Origin of the sequence: Shewanella sp. SM32 (assembly GCF_025654235.1) — a bacterium.
GTDB lineage: Bacteria > Pseudomonadota > Gammaproteobacteria > Enterobacterales > Shewanellaceae > Shewanella > Shewanella oncorhynchi.
This window is the reverse complement of record NZ_JAKKRO010000005.1, coordinates 70,716-87,627: the sequence shown is the minus strand read 5'-3', so window position 1 is coordinate 87,627 and position 16,912 is coordinate 70,716. Positions and strand designations below refer to the sequence as shown.

At 45.3% G+C, this 16,912-nt stretch carries 14 protein-coding genes; 5 read left to right on the top strand and 9 right to left on the bottom strand.

Features of this window, described 5'->3' with window-relative positions; translation table 11 throughout:
• Positions 1 to 217: 217 nt before the first annotated feature.
• From L5M10_RS03460 to L5M10_RS03450, 3 genes are all read right to left on the bottom strand, one after another.
• Positions 218 to 682 (bottom strand): acyl-CoA thioesterase, encoded by a 465-nt coding sequence (locus tag L5M10_RS03460; protein WP_263254835.1) that lies wholly within the window; start codon positions 680 to 682, stop codon positions 218 to 220.
• 180 nt (positions 683 to 862) lie between these two features.
• Complete coding sequence (locus L5M10_RS03455) at positions 863 to 1,927, bottom strand: 3-deoxy-7-phosphoheptulonate synthase (RefSeq protein ID WP_028759724.1); 1,065 nt, start codon at positions 1,925 to 1,927, stop codon at positions 863 to 865.
• A gap of 182 nt (positions 1,928 to 2,109) precedes the next feature.
• Positions 2,110 to 2,922 carry a pyruvate, water dikinase regulatory protein gene (locus L5M10_RS03450; RefSeq protein WP_028759725.1) on the bottom strand — a complete coding sequence of 271 codons (813 nt, stop codon included), beginning with the start codon at positions 2,920 to 2,922 and terminating at the stop codon, positions 2,110 to 2,112.
• 124 nt (positions 2,923 to 3,046) lie between these two features.
• Here L5M10_RS03450 and ppsA point away from each other — a divergent pair, with 124 nt between their 5' ends.
• The 4 genes from ppsA (at position 3,047) to L5M10_RS03430 (ending at position 9,716) form a co-directional block, all read left to right on the top strand.
• Positions 3,047 to 5,416, top strand: coding sequence for a phosphoenolpyruvate synthase (gene ppsA / locus L5M10_RS03445; RefSeq protein ID WP_263162787.1), 2,370 nt, complete (start codon positions 3,047 to 3,049; stop codon positions 5,414 to 5,416).
• A gap of 98 nt (positions 5,417 to 5,514) precedes the next feature.
• Positions 5,515 to 8,556, top strand: a complete 3,042-nt coding sequence (locus tag L5M10_RS03440; RefSeq protein WP_263254834.1) for an FAD-binding and (Fe-S)-binding domain-containing protein — start codon at positions 5,515 to 5,517, stop codon at positions 8,554 to 8,556.
• A 125-nt stretch (positions 8,557 to 8,681) separates the two neighbouring features.
• Positions 8,682 to 9,155 carry a DUF1285 domain-containing protein gene (locus L5M10_RS03435; protein WP_219235230.1) on the top strand — a complete coding sequence of 158 codons (474 nt, stop codon included), beginning with the start codon at positions 8,682 to 8,684 and terminating at the stop codon, positions 9,153 to 9,155.
• A 144-nt stretch (positions 9,156 to 9,299) separates the two neighbouring features.
• Positions 9,300 to 9,716 carry a MarR family winged helix-turn-helix transcriptional regulator gene (locus L5M10_RS03430; RefSeq protein ID WP_028759729.1) on the top strand — a complete coding sequence of 139 codons (417 nt, stop codon included), beginning with the start codon at positions 9,300 to 9,302 and terminating at the stop codon, positions 9,714 to 9,716.
• A 135-nt stretch (positions 9,717 to 9,851) separates the two neighbouring features.
• Here the strand turns inward: L5M10_RS03430 and L5M10_RS03425 are convergent, their stop codons facing one another.
• Positions 9,852 to 10,196, bottom strand: a complete 345-nt coding sequence (locus tag L5M10_RS03425; protein WP_011789104.1) for a hypothetical protein — start codon at positions 10,194 to 10,196, stop codon at positions 9,852 to 9,854.
• Between the two features lie 211 nt (positions 10,197 to 10,407).
• Positions 10,408 to 11,442 carry a Glu/Leu/Phe/Val dehydrogenase dimerization domain-containing protein gene (locus L5M10_RS03420; RefSeq protein ID WP_028759730.1) on the bottom strand — a complete coding sequence of 345 codons (1,035 nt, stop codon included), beginning with the start codon at positions 11,440 to 11,442 and terminating at the stop codon, positions 10,408 to 10,410.
• A 280-nt stretch (positions 11,443 to 11,722) separates the two neighbouring features.
• Between L5M10_RS03420 and L5M10_RS03415 the strand changes: the two genes are divergently transcribed.
• Entirely contained in the window at positions 11,723 to 12,172 is a 450-nt protein-coding gene (locus L5M10_RS03415) for a DUF4826 family protein (RefSeq protein WP_263162780.1), read from the top strand.
• Between the two features lie 193 nt (positions 12,173 to 12,365).
• Here L5M10_RS03415 and L5M10_RS03410 read toward each other — a convergent pair whose 3' ends face one another.
• The 4 genes from L5M10_RS03410 to mnmA all read right to left on the bottom strand — a co-directional run bounded on the left by L5M10_RS03410 (position 12,366) and on the right by mnmA (position 16,797).
• Entirely contained in the window at positions 12,366 to 13,505 is a 1,140-nt protein-coding gene (locus L5M10_RS03410) for a cupin domain-containing protein (protein WP_263254833.1), read from the bottom strand.
• 152 nt (positions 13,506 to 13,657) lie between these two features.
• Positions 13,658 to 15,028: an adenylosuccinate lyase gene (purB, locus tag L5M10_RS03405; RefSeq protein ID WP_263254832.1), complete on the bottom strand. Its 1,371-nt coding sequence runs from the start codon at positions 15,026 to 15,028 to the stop codon at positions 13,658 to 13,660.
• Positions 15,029 to 15,057: 29 nt separating this feature from the next.
• Positions 15,058 to 15,675 (bottom strand): high frequency lysogenization protein HflD, encoded by a 618-nt coding sequence (gene hflD, locus L5M10_RS03400; RefSeq protein ID WP_131523325.1) that lies wholly within the window; start codon positions 15,673 to 15,675, stop codon positions 15,058 to 15,060.
• Positions 15,676 to 15,678: 3 nt separating this feature from the next.
• Positions 15,679 to 16,797, bottom strand: a complete 1,119-nt coding sequence (gene mnmA, locus L5M10_RS03395; protein ID WP_014610717.1) for a tRNA 2-thiouridine(34) synthase MnmA — start codon at positions 16,795 to 16,797, stop codon at positions 15,679 to 15,681.
• Positions 16,798 to 16,912: the final 115 nt, after the last annotated feature.

Below are 16,912 nucleotides of genomic sequence, written 5' to 3'. Positions count from 1 at the left end.
TTTTATGATTATGTTCGGTGCGCGTGAAGATTGAACTCAATGTAACAGAAAAGTAATCAAGGATCCTATTGCTTTATTCAGGAATAAGGACAAAATTTTGATATGTTTCTGGTTGTTAGACTTTGGTCGGTGTTTTACGGGGAAAAAGATGGACCGTATGGTTTCAATTGAAAGCCCGAAAGTACGGGCTAACCTATACTTTAAAATCGTCTAAAAACTACCCATATGTCCACACTTTTGTAGGATTTCGTTGTTCGTCAACCGCAACAAAGGTGAACACACCACGTATGGCATGCTCTCGATGGTCTTGATACATGTCTTCGACATAGATGTTGACTTCAACTTTTAATGACGTATTACCTACATGGATCACACGAGCGATGAGTTCTGCTAGTGTGCCTGCTGGGATAGGCTTTTTAAAATCAATTCTATCGGAACTCACTGTGACTAAGGTTTTACGGCAGAAACGAGTTGCCGCAATAAAGGCTGTTTCATCCATCCACGCTAAAGCTTCGCCACCAAATAACGTATTGTGATGGTTGGTGATTGAGGGGAATACTGCTTTAATCACGCGCGCTTCTGAGGAATCAATTCGAGTTTGAATCGCGTCAGGAAAAGGTGTTTCAGCGGCTTCGATTCGTGAGGTATTTTCGGTGTTTGCGGACATGGGGGTAAGCGACATACAGCAACCTAAGGTAATGCAGCAAAATAAGCTCGAATTATAAAGATTTATGGTGGTTAAAGATAGAAAACTACAGGCTTTAAGGCGCAGTAGGCATATGACTGAGGATAATGTCATGCTTCCAATAAAAAAACCGAAATGAGATCGGTTTTTTATTGGACGATTTATTTTACTTCAGATTTATTTGGTTAACAGTGCTTTTCTTTCGCGGGAAGCCGCTGCGAGCTTACGTAGCAGAATTTCAGAGTCGTCCCAATGTAAGCAGGCGTCTGTGATACTTTGGCCATAACAGAGTGGCTGGCCTTCAACGACTTTTTGATTACCTTCTTGTAAGAAGCTTTCAGCCATAATACCTGCGATGGCAGTGCTGCCAGCACGCATTTGAGTCATAATTTCATCGGCGACCATCAGTTGTTTGAGATGGTTCTTCTCACTGTTTCCGTGGCTGAAATCGATAACCATACGTTGAGTTACCCCAACAGATGCAAGCTGTTGACGCGCTTCTTCGATATCTTGTGCGTGATAATTAGGTTTTTTACCACCACGTAGGATGATATGGCCAAACGGGTTGCCGTGGGTGCGATAGACCGCCATAGCGCCATCTTTATCTGGTGAATAGAAAACATGTGGCACTTGTGCGGCACGCACTGCATCAACGGCAATATTGATGTTCCCATCAGTACCATTTTTAAAGCCAACCGGGCAAGACAGTGCTGAAGCCATTTCACGGTGGACTTGGCTTTCCGTAGTACGCGCACCAATAGCACCCCAAGTGATGAGATCCGCTATGTACTGACCGTTCACCATATCTAAAAATTCGGTGGCGATAGGCAATTTTAATTCAGTGATTTGTTGCAGCAATTCGCGGGCAATGCGTAAACCTTTGTTTGGTTCGAAACTGCCATCGAGATCGGGATCAGAAATTAATCCTTTCCAACCGACAATTGTGCGGGGTTTTTCAAAATAGACGCGCATTAAGATACACAAGTCATCTTTCAATTCTTGGTGTAACGCGGCTAAGCGTTGAGCATAATCTAATGCCGCTTTAGTATCGTGGATTGAACATGGGCCTATGATCACTAATAGACGTTGGTCTTCACCCATAATGATGGCTTCGACTTCACGACGTTGCTGAACCAGATAATCGGCTGCATCTTGAGTTAATGGGAACTCAGATGCCAGTTGCGCAGGTGAGATGACTTTTGCTAATAAGGAAGTGCGTAGTTCGTCTGTTTTTATGGTCATTCAAAATACCGAGCTTGCGTGCGGCGCTTTTCGCCAGATTGCCTCGGATTATAACGAATCGAACCGAGTTGCACAGTGCCAATTGCGTTAATTGTCGGCAACTGTGCAATGAATTTGATTTAAGTTAGTTTCTTTTAGACTAAATTCACTCGGTTTCTTTTGCTGATTTTGGCTTATTAGGCTTAGAACATATGCCGTTCTAGGCCCGTGACATCTAATATTTTAGTGGCAATTTCTTCCACGGAATGATTAGTGGTGTCTATGTAAGGAATGCGTTCGCGTTTAAACAGCATTTCCACTTCTTTGACTTCTAAGCGGCACTGTTTGAGCGATGAATAGCGGCTATTCTCCATTCGACTCTGACGGATTTCATGTAAACGCACGGGATCAATCGTTAAACCAAACAGTTTTTTCTTATTGCGTTTCAGCGCTTCAGGTAACTTAAGGTTATCCATATCATCTTCGGTGAAAGGGTAGTTTGCCGCTTTTATACCGAACTGCATTGATAAATACAGGCTCGATGGCGTTTTGCCACAGCGAGAGACCCCAAGTAAAACCAGATCGGCTTGATCCATATGTTTCATGGTCTGGCCATCATCGTTATCCATGGCGAAATTAATGGCATCAATACGCGCTTCATAGCCGTGATTCGCTTTTCCATGGGTTCTATGTACAACTGGAGAGGCAGAAACACCTAAATGTTGTTCGAGTGGGGCCACAAAAGTATTCAAAAAATCATAATCAACCCCTTCACTCGAGTAGATGATGTCGCGGATCTCGGCTTTTACGATGGAATGGAATACTAACGGCCGCTCACCTGTTGTAATAAAACAATCATTAATTTGTCGCTTAACTTGCTCCGCTTTCGTCAGAGTTTCGACAAATGGAATCGTAAGTGACTCAAATTCTAATGGAAATTGCGAGAGAACCGCATGACCAAAAACTTCAGCTGTGATCGCTGTCCCGTCGGAGATATAGAATACTTTTGGTGCCATACTGACCTCTTGTAGTAATAAAATTACAAATAAAATTATAGATTTACGCGTGTTCGACAGGAGTGTAAAATGCCGCTGCCCTCGTGTGAAGGGGCCACTGAAATAAACTTGCGGAGATAGAACTGTGCAGCAATACGTACTCTGGTATCAAGAATTAGGCATGGGTGACGTCAACTTGGTTGGCGGTAAAAATGCTTCTCTAGGCGAGATGATCAGCAATCTGGCCAATGCCGGTGTTCAAGTACCTGGCGGATTTGCGACAACTTCCCATGCGTTCAACGAGTTCCTTGAACAAAGCGGAGTTAACCAGAAGATTTATGACATTCTAGCCACACTGGATGTAGATGATGTCAATGCGCTGGCTAAAGTAGGTGCACAGATCAGACAGTGGGTTATCGACACTCCATTTCAACCAGCATTAGAGCAAGCGATTCGTGAAGCTTACGATAAACTTGCCGCTGAAACTAGCGAAGCGTCATTCGCGGTACGTTCTTCTGCAACAGCTGAAGATATGCCAGATGCCTCTTTTGCGGGTCAGCAAGAAACTTTCTTAAACGTAAAAGGATTTGAATCCGTACTGACAGCGATCAAGCATGTGTACGCTTCACTCTTTAACGATCGCGCTATTTCCTACCGTGTGCATCAAGGTTATGAGCACCACGGTGTTGCCTTGTCTGCTGGCGTACAACGCATGGTTCGTTCAGATAAAGCGGCTTCAGGTGTGATGTTCACTATGGACACTGAATCTGGCAATAACGATGTGGTGTTTATCACTTCATCTTTTGGTCTGGGTGAAATGGTTGTTCAAGGCGCGGTAAACCCAGATGAATTTTATGTTCATAAACCTATTTTAGCCTTAGGTCACAAGGCTGTTGTGCGCCGTAATATCGGTAGCAAGCTCATCCAAATGGTGTATTCAGATGATGCTGCTCACGGCAAACAAGTCAAAATTGAAGACGTGACTGCTGACAAACGTCGTCAATTCTCTATCAATGACGCTGAAGTTGAAGAATTAGCCAAACAAGCCATGGTGATCGAAAAACATTACGGCCGTCCAATGGACATCGAATGGGCAAAAGACGGCAATGATGGCAAATTGTATATCGTTCAAGCGCGTCCAGAAACGGTTCGTAGCCGTGAAGATGTGCAATTGATTGAACGTTATCACTTAAAGAGCCGTGGCGTTGTGATCTGTGAAGGTCGCGCTATTGGCCATAAAGTGGGTACTGGTGTAGCCAAAGTATTAACCTCAATCGCCGATATGGATCAAATCCAACCTGGTGATGTGTTAGTGACAGACATGACAGATCCTGATTGGGAACCTATCATGAAGCGCGCAAGTGCTATCGTCACAAACCGTGGCGGTCGTACCTGTCATGCGGCAATTATCGCCCGCGAATTAGGTGTGCCAGCGGTGGTGGGTTGTGGTGACGTGACTGACCGTATCAAGAATGGTCAAATCGTGACTGTTTCTTGCGCCGAAGGTGACACTGGCTTTATCTACGAAGGTAAACAAGAGTTTGAAGTGATTTCAAACCGTGTTGACTCTCTGCCTGCATTGCCAATGAAAATCATGATGAACGTGGGTAACCCTGATCGTGCATTTGATTTTGCCCGTTTGCCAAACGAAGGTGTGGGTCTAGCGCGTTTAGAATTCATCATCAACCGTATGATTGGTATTCATCCGAAAGCACTGCTCGAATTCAATCAACAGGATGCAGCGCTGCAAACTGAAATCAACGAAATGATTGCTGGTTACGAATCACCTGTTGAGTTCTACATTGCCCGTCTGGTTGAAGGTATTGCGACTATCGGTTCAGCTTTCTATCCGAAGAAAGTGATCGTACGTATGTCAGACTTTAAGTCTAACGAATACGCAAACTTGGTTGGTGGTGACAGATACGAGCCAGAAGAAGAGAACCCAATGCTGGGCTTCCGCGGTGCGAGCCGTTATATCTCTGAATCCTTCCGTGACTGTTTTGCCCTTGAGTGTGAAGCGATCAAACGCGTTCGTAATGACATGGGGCTGAAAAACGTTGAAGTCATGATCCCATTCGTTCGCACAGTGAAAGAAGCTGAGCAAGTGGTTGGTCTGCTCAAAGAGCAAGGTTTAGAGCGTGGTAAAGACGGTTTACGTGTCATCATGATGTGTGAAGTGCCTTCAAACGCCCTGTTAGCAGACCAATTCCTTGAGCATTTCGATGGCTTCTCTATCGGCTCAAACGATTTAACTCAGCTGACACTCGGCCTTGACCGTGACTCAGGTATCATTAGCCATTTATTCGATGAGCGTGATGAAGCCGTTAAAATGCTACTTTCATTAGCCATTAAAGCGGCTAAAGCGAAGGGCGCTTACATAGGTATTTGTGGTCAAGGTCCTTCAGATCACGCTGATTTTGCCGCTTGGTTGGTAGAACAAGGCATAGATACAGTGTCATTAAACCCTGATACTGTGATTGATACTTGGTTGTATTTAGCCGAAGCGCACGGTTGATCTAGATAGTAATTTTATAAACTTGTTAAAAAAGCCGCTTTTTAGCGGCTTTTTTTTGTTTATAATGGCGCCATAACGATAATTGACAGAAGCCATCTATGCTACCCCTGCTATCACATCAACAAACATTAGAGCCAGTGTATTTGGCATACCTTGATGCACTGGAGCAAAGTGAGTATTCCGGTGATATAGACAAACGTTACAGCGCCCGTTTAGTGCAAGCCACCGACAACTCTGTATATCAATTTTTGCCTCAAGCCGTGCTTTATCCTAAAAATCAGCAGGATATTCAAATTGCATTGACGCTGGCTGCTACAGACGCATTTCGCAGCGTGACCTTCAGTGCGCGGGGCGGTGGTACGGGCACCAACGGACAATCTCTGACCCATGGTTTGATTTTGGATGTGTCGCGTTACATGAACCGTGTGCTCGAAGTGAATGCTGAGCAAGGTTGGGTGCGAGTTGAAGCTGGCGTGATTAAAGATGCACTTAATGATGCATTGCGTCCCCATGGATTCTTTTTTAGTCCCGATTTATCCACCTCAAACCGCGCCACTATTGGTGGCATGATCAATACCGATGCCTCGGGTGCGGGCTCACTGGTCTATGGTAAGACGTCAGATCACGTGCTGGCGCTGCGCAGCGTGTTGATCGATGGCAGTGTGCTGGATACGCATCCCCTAGATGCGGGACTACTGTGTAACCCCGATAATGTCAGTGATAATCCGCTGGGGCAGAAACTGATTTCTGCTGTGGCGGCGGTATGCCGTGAAAAGCGTACTCAGATTGAAAACCAATTTCCTAAGCTCAATCGTTTCCTCACCGGCTATGACTTAAAACACGTGTGGAACGACAAGCTGACGCAATTCGATTTATCACGAATTCTGACGGGCTCAGAGGGCACGCTTGCGGTGATAACCGAAGCCAAACTCAATCTCACCCCGCTGCCGACTGAGCGCGCTATGGTGAACATTAAGTACGATTCGTTCCAATCGGCATTGCGTCATGCGCCATCCTTAGTTGCCGCGCGGGCGACTGTGGTCGAAACCGTCGATTCAAAAGTGCTTAACTTAGCCCGTGAAGATATTGTCTGGCATTCAGTGGCTGATCTTATCCAAGAAGTGCCAGGTAAAGTTATTGATGGCCTCAATATGGTCGAATTTGCAGGTGACACGGTCGAAGTTGAGCAAAAGCTCGCGAGTTTGGAAGCTGTGTTAACTGAGCAGATCAGCAAAGGCGAGTGCGGTGTGTTGGGTTACCAAGTGACGCAAGATAAGCCGAGTATCGAAAAAATTTACGGCATGCGTAAAAAAGCCGTTGGCTTACTCGGCGCCACTAAAGGTCGCCGTAAGCCCATCGCCTTTGCTGAAGATACTGCGGTACCGCCCGAAAAACTCGCCGATTATATTATGGAGTTTCGCGCGTTACTCGACGGGCATAATCTGCAATACGGTATGTTCGGCCATGTGGATGCGGGCGTGTTGCATGTGCGACCCGCGCTCGATATGTGCGATGTTGAAGATGAAAAATTACTACGAGTCATTTCTGATCAAGTCGCGGCACTGACGCTTAAATACGGCGGCCTAATGTGGGGTGAACACGGTAAAGGCGTGCGCGGTGAATACGGTCCAGCTGTCTTTGGTGATGAACTTTTCGGAGTGTTGCAAGATATTAAAGGTTTGTTTGACCCCGATAACCGATTAAACCCCGGCAAGCTGGTGGCGCCTAAGCATACTGGCGCCCTCTATTACGATGTTGACAGTGCTAAGCGCGGTAAGTTTGATCGACAAATCCCCGTTGATGTGCGTGATGCGTTCCCCGATGTGATGAATTGTAACGGTAATGGCCTGTGTTTTAATTACAGTAGCTATTCGCCTATGTGCCCATCGTTTAAGGTGACGGGTGACAGAGTGCAGTCACCTAAGGGGCGTGCAGGGCTCATGAGAGAGTGGCTAAGACTGCTTGAGGCTGAAGGGGTTGATGTTAATGCCCTCGCAAAAGCGAAACCTTTTGGTATATTGCAGCGCATACAAAATACCATCAATGCCAAACGTGATTATGATTACTCCCACGAGGTGATGGAATCGCTCAAGGGCTGTTTAGCCTGTAAAGCTTGCTCTGGACAATGTCCGGTCAAAGTGGATGTGCCTAAGTTTAGGGCGCAGTTCTTCAATATTTACTATCAACGCTATTTAAGACCCGCGAAAGACTATCTCGTTGCAGGAATTGAAGATAGCTTGCCACTGATGGCCGCGGCACCGCGTCTCACTAACTTTGTTGCACAAAATCCATTGAGCCAATGGGTGATTAAACAGGCGATTGGTTATGTGGATGCGCCTGCGTTATCTGTGCCGACTTTGAAGCAAAGACTCGATGGTCATGCAAGCCGCGGTTACGACTTAGCTGCGTTGCAAGCGATTCCAGAAGAGAAGCGCTCGCAGTTTGTGTTGGTGGTACAAGATCCCTTTAACAGTTTCTATGATTCAGGTCTTGTGCTGCGCTTTATCCAATTGATTGAAAAACTCGGCTTAAAGCCGGTGTTATTGCCCTACAAACCCAATGGTAAGCCAACACATATCAAGGGATTTTTAGATAAGTTTGCTAAAACGGCGCAGTCGAGTGCGGACTTTCTGAACCAAGTCCATAAACTGGGCATGCCCATGGTCGGTATCGATCCTGCCTTAGTCTTGTGTTATCGCGATGAATACCGTGAAGCCTTAGGGGCTAATCGCGGTAATTTTGAGGTCAAGTTAGCCAACGAATGGCTACTGAATGTCATCAAAGATTTACCTGCAAAAGCTGCGCAAGATAAGCAATATACTTGGTTTAGTCATTGTACCGAATCGACGGCCAAGCCAAATACCGCCAATGAGTGGACTAAAATCTTTGCCCATTTTGGCGCTAAGTTAACCGCAGTCAATTTAGGTTGTTGTGGTATGGCGGGAACCTACGGCCATGAGGCGGAAAACCTCGAGCGCTCTAAGGCCTTGTTTGATATGTCTTGGCAGCAAACGCTAGCGAAAATTGAGCAGCCGCAAGTGTTAGTGTCTGGTTATTCGTGCCGTAGTCAGGTAAAACGTTTTGCCGGATACAAGCCAAAGCATCCACTTGAGGCCTTACTCGAGTTAGTAAATATCTAGTGGTGTTTATGTCGTTTTGATTGCGTTAGTCAGATCGTCATTATCCTAACTGGTATATCCCAGTGTTGAATGTCACACTAAAGCCAGCCGCAAGGCTGGTTTTTTTATGGATGATGGAGGCCTAGATGGAAAAGATGACTGACAGTATTCAACACACGCTTAAACAATTCGCCGCCGATAGTAGGCTAACCTCGGTTGTGCCATTGTGCAGTGAAGCCCCATTGTTTGACATTAACGCCTTGGGTGATTGGACCTATCTAGGCACATCGCTGCCAGCAAAGTTTGCTAAGTTGTTCGCCAGTATTTTGCATTGCATCGATGATGAGTATTTCTTAATTACCCCAGTGGAGAAGGTGCGAGTGCGGGTTGAAGATGCCCCCTTACTGATTGTCGATTTCGAGCGAGCGCAACCCCATTCGCTGCTCAATGTAAGAACCAGCATTGAAACACAGCACCACAAAGTCGATATAAAACAGATGAAGCTCACCGATGACAGTGTTTATTTGCCGCTTGAGCGCGGTTTATGGGGCAAATTAGGTCGGGCCTGTTACTATAATTTTGTGAATGAATTCAATTTATCTGATCTAGATGAGGAATGAGCTCGTAGGTTAATCGCATAATTTGCTGTGGTCTAAGCTAGTTTATTATGGGTTAAGTGGTAGTATTAAAACTAACTCTGGGTTCCTATGATGGCGTGCAGAGTAAGTGAAAACGCGTTAAACCTTTGCTGTAGGAGGTGCTGTTTGAATCGTCATGAAAGCTTAGGCTATCTTGTATCCCACTTAAATATCGAGCTGCAAAATGAGCTTGATCTGCATCTTAAGCGATATCAACTCGATATAAAACTGTGGCCTGTGCTGTTTGCTTTGTGGCAAGAAGAGGGCATAAGCCAAACTGAATTGTCTAAGCGTTGCGATGTGGCAAATTACACTATGACGCGCTTACTCGATCAGTTGCAGGTGCAAGGTCTTATTACTCGTCATCAAGAAGTCGATAATCGGCGTGCTTTCCAAATCTTTTTGACCGATGAAGCCAAAGCATTAGAGCAAGATCTTATCTGCGAAGCTGAGCGGGTCAATGAAAAATTTCTGTCAAATTTAAGTGAAGATGAACAACAGACATTCATTTTACTATTAAATAAAATCAACCGTTTGGCTTGAAATTTTGAATCTAATGGGTATGGAGGAAAACTGTGGTTTAGCCGTTTTTACTTCTATCTGTATGTGGTTATCTAAATCATGTTCCCAGTTTAATCCCATCCACTATGCCTCACTCTGCGGGATTAACTGGTTTGATTAATTTAAGTAAAGTGCAAAGACGCAAAGCAGGCTGACGGCTATCACTGAGTGCTGTAAATAACGCCGGCTGGCTAATAAATTCTCTTTGCCTTGTTTTAGGCTAGCGACGAGTCTATGTTGCTTATAAATTCGGCACATTAACTCATCGGTTTGGGGATCGATAAGCAGTTCAAACTTGCAAGGTGCGCCATCTTTAAGCTGAATGGTATGCTCGCTTTGAGGCTTAAAGTTAAGCTTGTGCGACACCATCTGGCCATTAACGAAGACCCGCTCTAAACCACTCCAATTGCTGGCTTGCAGTTCTACCACATCTTGGTTGAGATCATATTTGAAACGGATCATAGCGCTATCCTGTGCTGGGACCTGATAGACTAATTCAAGCAGACAAATATGGCGTTTTCCAGCGTGATTAAATGAATATTCTGTGTCGAAATTAAAAGCGCGACTAAACCATGAGCTTAGTGATAGATTAAATTTTAGATAACAAAAAAGCGACCAGAAGTCGCTTTTTTCAATATTTGGCGGGCATAAAAATAATAAACGCGTAGAAAAATTACTGCTTAGCGGCTTCGATAATGGCTTTCGCCATTTCATCAGCCACGGCGCCGGTTGTACGGTTCTGCGCATCGGCTTGGCTGAATATTTTCAGCAGCGTGTTGTAAATTTCTTCTACTTTAGCCGTCGATTTTGCTGCGTCGTAATCTTTTTCGAACGACACGTTGATAATGCCGCCTGCGTTAATCACATAGTCTGGCGCGTAAAGTATGCCCATTTCTTTCAGTTGTTCACCGTGGCGTACTTCGGCTAATTGGTTGTTGGCACAGCCAGCAACAATTTTGGCTTTCAGTTGCGGTAAGGTCGCATCGTTTAAGGTTGCGCCAAGGGCACAAGGGGCATACACATCCACATCTTGCGCGTAGATTTCTTGAGGTGCGACAACAATGGCACCAAAGTCGGTAGCGACTTTGTCTAATGAGGCTTGATGAATGTCGGTAACAATCAGTTCAGCGCCTTCGTTATGCAAGTGTTTGCACAGGTAATAGCCAACGTGACCGACGCCTTGAACGGCGATTTTAAGGCCTTTAAGGCTGTCTAAACCAAGTCTATGTTTAACCGCAGCTTTGATGCCTAAATAAGTGCCAAGGGCTGTGAACGGTGATGGATCGCCACTTTTGCCTTCAAGACCCGCCATATAAGGGGTTTCTTCATGGGCGATCATAATATCAGCCGTAGTAGTGCCAACATCTTCCGCTGAATAGTAGCGGCCACCTAGGCTGTTAATCAAACGGCCAAAGGCGCGGAATAGGGCTTCGCGATCTTGTCTTTTCGGATCGGCAATGATCACTGATTTGCCACCGCCCATGGTTAAACCTGCTAGGGCATTTTTATAAGTCATGCCACGAGAGAGGCGTAATACGTCAGTCAGGGCTTCATCATCCGATTGGTAGTTCCACATCCTACATCCACCCACGGCAGGACCAAGGTTAGTGTTATGGATGGCGACAATGGCCTTTAAGCCACTTTCTTTATCATGACAGAATACAACCTGTTCATGTTCGTCAAAGGATACATGATTAAATACAGCCACGTGAATTTCTCCGCTATACACAATGAAAAAGCCGACGAGGTGAGCCTCTATCGACTGCTTGTTATATTTATTGCAGAACCATAGCATTTAGCGATACTCTCAACCATGCATAATGACCGAATAAATACATTATTTGTGGCAATTTAGCTTTCCACTTTACGTAAACGTAAGCTTTGCGATTAAGAATGGATTGTACTGAATTTAACGTAACGAATAGAATGAATCGCGTACTGATCCCAAGAATTAGGCTCGCGTTATAACAATAAGATAGGACGGAAGTATGACTGAACAAGCTGTCGACCAAACTCAACAAAATTTATCAGCTGAAGAAATAGAAAAGCTGCGTCAAGAGTGGGTCAGAACTCAATTTCAAAAAGCTAATCGTTTTCTCGCTGAAAAAGGCGTGATCCCAAGCAAAGTCCTAGCCGATGAAAGCCGTTATCTTGCGCCTTATATGGCGATTTGGAAGATGGAATCAAAGCGTCCAAGCAACAAAACCTATTGGGTGATGTCAGGTGATTTACCGTCGGATTTTGTCGATGTGAAAGTGGCGGCGACGGCCCGTGATGCCGTGCGTCATTTCTCTATGATGTGGCAAATGCAGGCGGAAAACTTAGTGCGTTCGGGTGCAACCCGTGATGTCACTCAGGCTAAATTTGCTCAACTATTAGTATCGCGTGCCGAGAGTTTATATCGTATGCACAACGACGATAAACTGTGGAATGCTTAAACTCAAATGAGTTGAGGATTGTATTTAGATAGTAGATTGTATTTAGATAGTATTGAGTTAATACAGTCACTTGTGTTGATTGATACTGATAATTGAAATAACAATAAGGCACTCAGTTGAGTGCCTTTTTTATATTGATGTTTTATTTACACTTTATATTAAAAACAAGGTCATCGAACAAAGTCGATAGGGCTTATTCTTCGCTGTCGCTCAAGTAGTAGAAACCTTGATTGATAAGTTTCAACAGTAAGGCTTGGACTTCTTCATGCTGACATATTTCAGTCGCTTCATCGGCGTTTAAGCTGACGTTATCGCTCAACTGTGCGATCACATCTGCCGGTGTATTTAGCAGTTCGTGCACATCACCATTGATGAATAATCGCGGCGTGGCGTCATTTTCAAGGCGCAATACTTTCAAACCACCGATACGGCTCACTCCAGCACCTTGGGCGAAAGCATCTTGCAAATCTTCAATGCTGTAAGCTTCTTCGCCTTCACACAAATCAAGTTCGAAACGGTTTTGACTGAGTAGCTTACCTAACACGATTTGGTAGTTATTGGGATCTTGGCTCAGCTGACTCAAGAGTGACATGATGCCCACTTGATGATCTTGGCTGACGATACCGGCTGAACTCGGTTCAGTTTGCGATGTGAAACGCTGCTGACCTAAGTTATTGTCGAGCAAATAATCGGCGACTTCACTGACCAATTCTTGCTGGCTAGGAGCGCGGAAACCAATCGAGTAACTCATTGCCACAGTTAGGGTTTCGCCGCAGTGTGGGAAACCAGGTGGAATATAAAGCATGTCGCCTTTTTCTAACACTACATCGATAATGGGCGTAAAGTCTTCAACCAGCGGCGAGTTGGGATTGCCACCACGGCGTTGTTGCGGGGTATTGTCACCCACAGTCCAGCGACGCTCACCTTCGCCTTGAATGATAAACACATCGTAGTTATCGACGTGTGGGCCGACACCGCCACTTGGGGTTGCAAATGATGCCATCAAGTCATCGAAGCGCCAGTCAGGTAAAAAACGCAGCGCTTCAACTAATGGTTGCGAATCTGGGTACCAATGGTTGACGGCTTGCACTAATAATTGCCAATGGGTTTCGCCATAGCTGTCGTAATCTTCAAACGGACCTTGCACCACTTCCCAATCATTGTCTTTGGTGACGACGATGCGTGAAGAGATTTCTTCTTCACAGGCAAGGCCTGCTAATTCATCGGCGCTGATAGGATCTTCAAATTGCGGAAATGCTTTTTTGATCAACAGGGGTTTCTTTTGCCAGTATTCACTAAGAAACTGGGCGATATCGAGATTGAGTGTATACATAGTGTTAAAAAAGGCGACCACATCACGGTGATGTGGGTCGCCTTAATCCTTATTTCTGTTTAAGAAAGAGTATTGTCCGTCGCCAACTTCAGTTAATAACTAATTTCAGTCAATAGCTTAATATTAGTTAATCGCCAATTTTAATTAATAACTTACTTCAGTTCGTCGACAAACGTTTCGGCACGACCAATGTAGTTGGCTGGCGTCATTTTCTTCAGTTCAGCCTTCACTGAGTCTGGTAATTCAAGTCCGTCAATAAACACTGACAGTTGCTGTGCGTCGATACGTTTACCGCGCGTCAGTTCTTTTAATTTTTCGTATGGCTTTTCAATACCATAACGACGCATTACCGTTTGTACGGGTTCTGCTAACACTTCCCAGTTGTGATCTAACTCATCACGCAGATGCGCTTCGTTAACTTCTAACTTGCTGATGCCTTTTAAGGTCGCTTGATACGCGATCAACGCATGGGCAATACCCACACCTAAGTTACGCAGTACAGTCGAGTCAGTTAAATCACGTTGCCATCTTGATAACGGTAGTTTAGACGCTAAATGTTGCATCAGTGCGTTAGCGATACCTAAGTTACCTTCAGAGTTTTCAAAATCGATTGGGTTAACTTTGTGTGGCATAGTTGATGAACCGATTTCACCGGCGATAGTGCGTTGTTTGAAGTGACCTAGGGCGATGTAACCCCAAATATCACGGTCAAAGTCAATCAGCACAGTGTTGAAACGGGCAACCGCATCAAACAATTCGGCAATGTAATCGTGTGGCTCGATTTGCGTCGTGTAGGCATTCCAGTGCAAGCCAAGGCTAGTCACAAAACGCTCAGACAGCTCATGCCAGTTAACTTCAGGGTAGGCTGACAGGTGAGCATTGTAGTTACCTACGGCACCGTTCAGTTTACCCATGATTTCAACATTGGCGATTTGTTTGATTTGACGTTCAAGGCGCATTGCGACGTTCGCCATTTCTTTACCGAGCGTCGAAGGTGACGCGGGTTGGCCATGGGTACGTGACATTAATGGCACAGAGCGATATTCAATCGCCAGCTTTTTAATTGCCGTCAGCAATTCGTTGCAGTAAGGCAGTAATACATGCTCACGGGCTTCAGTCAGCATTAAACCGTGGCTTAAGTTGTTGATATCTTCAGAAGTACAAGCAAAGTGAACAAACTCACCCACAGCGGCTAATTCGCTATTGCCCGCGATTTTTTCTTTAATGAAGTATTCAACCGCTTTTACATCGTGGTTAGTGGTGCTTTCGATAGCCTTAACACGCAGCGCATCTTGTTCGTTGAAATTGTCTTTAATGCCATCGAGTACGGCGATAGCTGACGCGCTCAATGTTGGCACTTCGCTAATGTCTGGACAGTCGGCTAACAGTTTTAGCCAATTGATTTCAACCTGAACACGGTACTTGGTAAGACCGAACTCGCTGAAAATCCCTCTCAATGACGCGGTTTTACTACCATAACGACCGTCTACCGGAGAGATAGCAGTTAGTGCGGAAAGATCCATGTGTAGCTCCTTGATGAACGCTAATTTTATTATAGGGTAAGACTTTTCTTGGCTGTATCGACTATGGCTTTGCGGGCGAAGACTAAATGTCGACGTTTACCGCCCAACTGACGCCACAGTACTGCGCTGCGTATAGCGGCAAGCAGCAGAGCACGAATTTTATGTTGTACAATAGGGCGCTGCAAACACACAGGATTACCCGATATTTGGATTTTTGGCCCTAAATTACTGATGATGTCACTGTAAATGCTGGCAAGATTGGCAACAACTTGCTCATCTGTGATGGCAAAATGATGTAGCTGGCGATTCACTTGATTAATACGTTCAGCCAACATGCCTAAGCCACTGTTAGAGCGCACGAGTTTACGCTCAAGGGCAAGCACGCCCACTAAATAGCGGGTGATTTCAACATCTTTTTGGCTGCTGTCACCGAGCTGATTCAGGATCAGTTTATAGCCTTTTTGCAATACGATTTTATCTTGGTAGACATCGGCCGTATTGTCAGGATTGGTGACGAGAATAGTGTTTAAGCTCGCTGCGAGCTCGGCATTATCCAATTCGCCATGGCGCGCTAAATGTTGAACTTGGGCAATGGCTTGCAGTATGCCTGCAAACGCCATAGTCCGGTTAATGAGTTGCTCGTTCACGCGTTACCCTCGGATTAATTGATCTATGATGCCGCCACCTAGGCAGACTTCACCATCATAAAATACCGCAGACTGTCCAGGCGTCACCGCCGCAACAGGTTCATCGAAGACCACGCGCAAGGTGTGTTCATCTGTGTAGGTCAATGTACAAGGCACATCTTGTTGGCGATAACGGGTTTTGACAGTGATATGACAACCATCGACAGGCCCAGTTCTATCCACCCAATGCAGTTGGTTAACTGTCATGCCGGTCGACATCAAACGGGGATGGTGTCCGCCTTGACCCACGATCAATACGTTACGCTCAAGATCTTTATCGACCACATACCAAGGATCGTCATTGCTGTTTTTCATGCCGCCAATGCCTAAGCCTTTACGTTGGCCTAAGGTGTGGTACATGAGTCCTTGGTGCGTGCCTATGACTTCGCCTTCTGGGGTTTCGATATTGCCAGGCTGCGCCGGTAAATAAGTCCCTAGAAATTCAGTGAACTTGCGCTCACCGATAAAGCAGATGCCAGTACTGTCTTTTTTGTCATGGGTGATTAAGCCCATTTCTTTCGCAATTTCACGAACTTGATGTTTTTCGAGCTCACCGACAGGGAACAGGCTTCGGGCAACTTGCTCATGGCTAAGGGTGTAGAGGAAATAACTTTGATCTTTATTGCCATCAACGCCACGGAGCATTTGCGTACTGCCGTCGCTGTTATCGCGACGGCGAACATAGTGGCCCATTGCGATGTAATCAGCGTCGAGGATTTCATCGGCAAATTCTAAAAATGCCTTAAATTTGATTTCTTTGTTGCACATGATATCGGGATTTGGCGTGCGGCCGGCTTTGTATTCGGCGAGGAAATACTCAAATACATTGTCCCAATATTCGGCAGCAAAGTTGACTGTATGTAGCTTGATCCCAAGCTTGTCGCACACGGCTTGGGCGTCTTTTAAATCTTCTGCGGCCGCGCAGTACTCATTGTTGTCATCTTCTTCCCAGTTCTTCATGAAAAGGCCTTCAACCTGATAGCCTTGCTGCATAAGCAAATAGGCTGAAACAGATGAATCTACACCGCCGGACATGCCGACAATGACTTTTTTTCCTGTATGAGTGGGTTCGATTGATGTCATAAATCCTAAAAACCATTGAGTATGTGTGTTGGCTAGGTGGATGAATTTAAGCCGCGACATTGAGCGCGTAACAAAAATACCTAACCTAACTAAAAATATGGGCTAACTAAAAAAC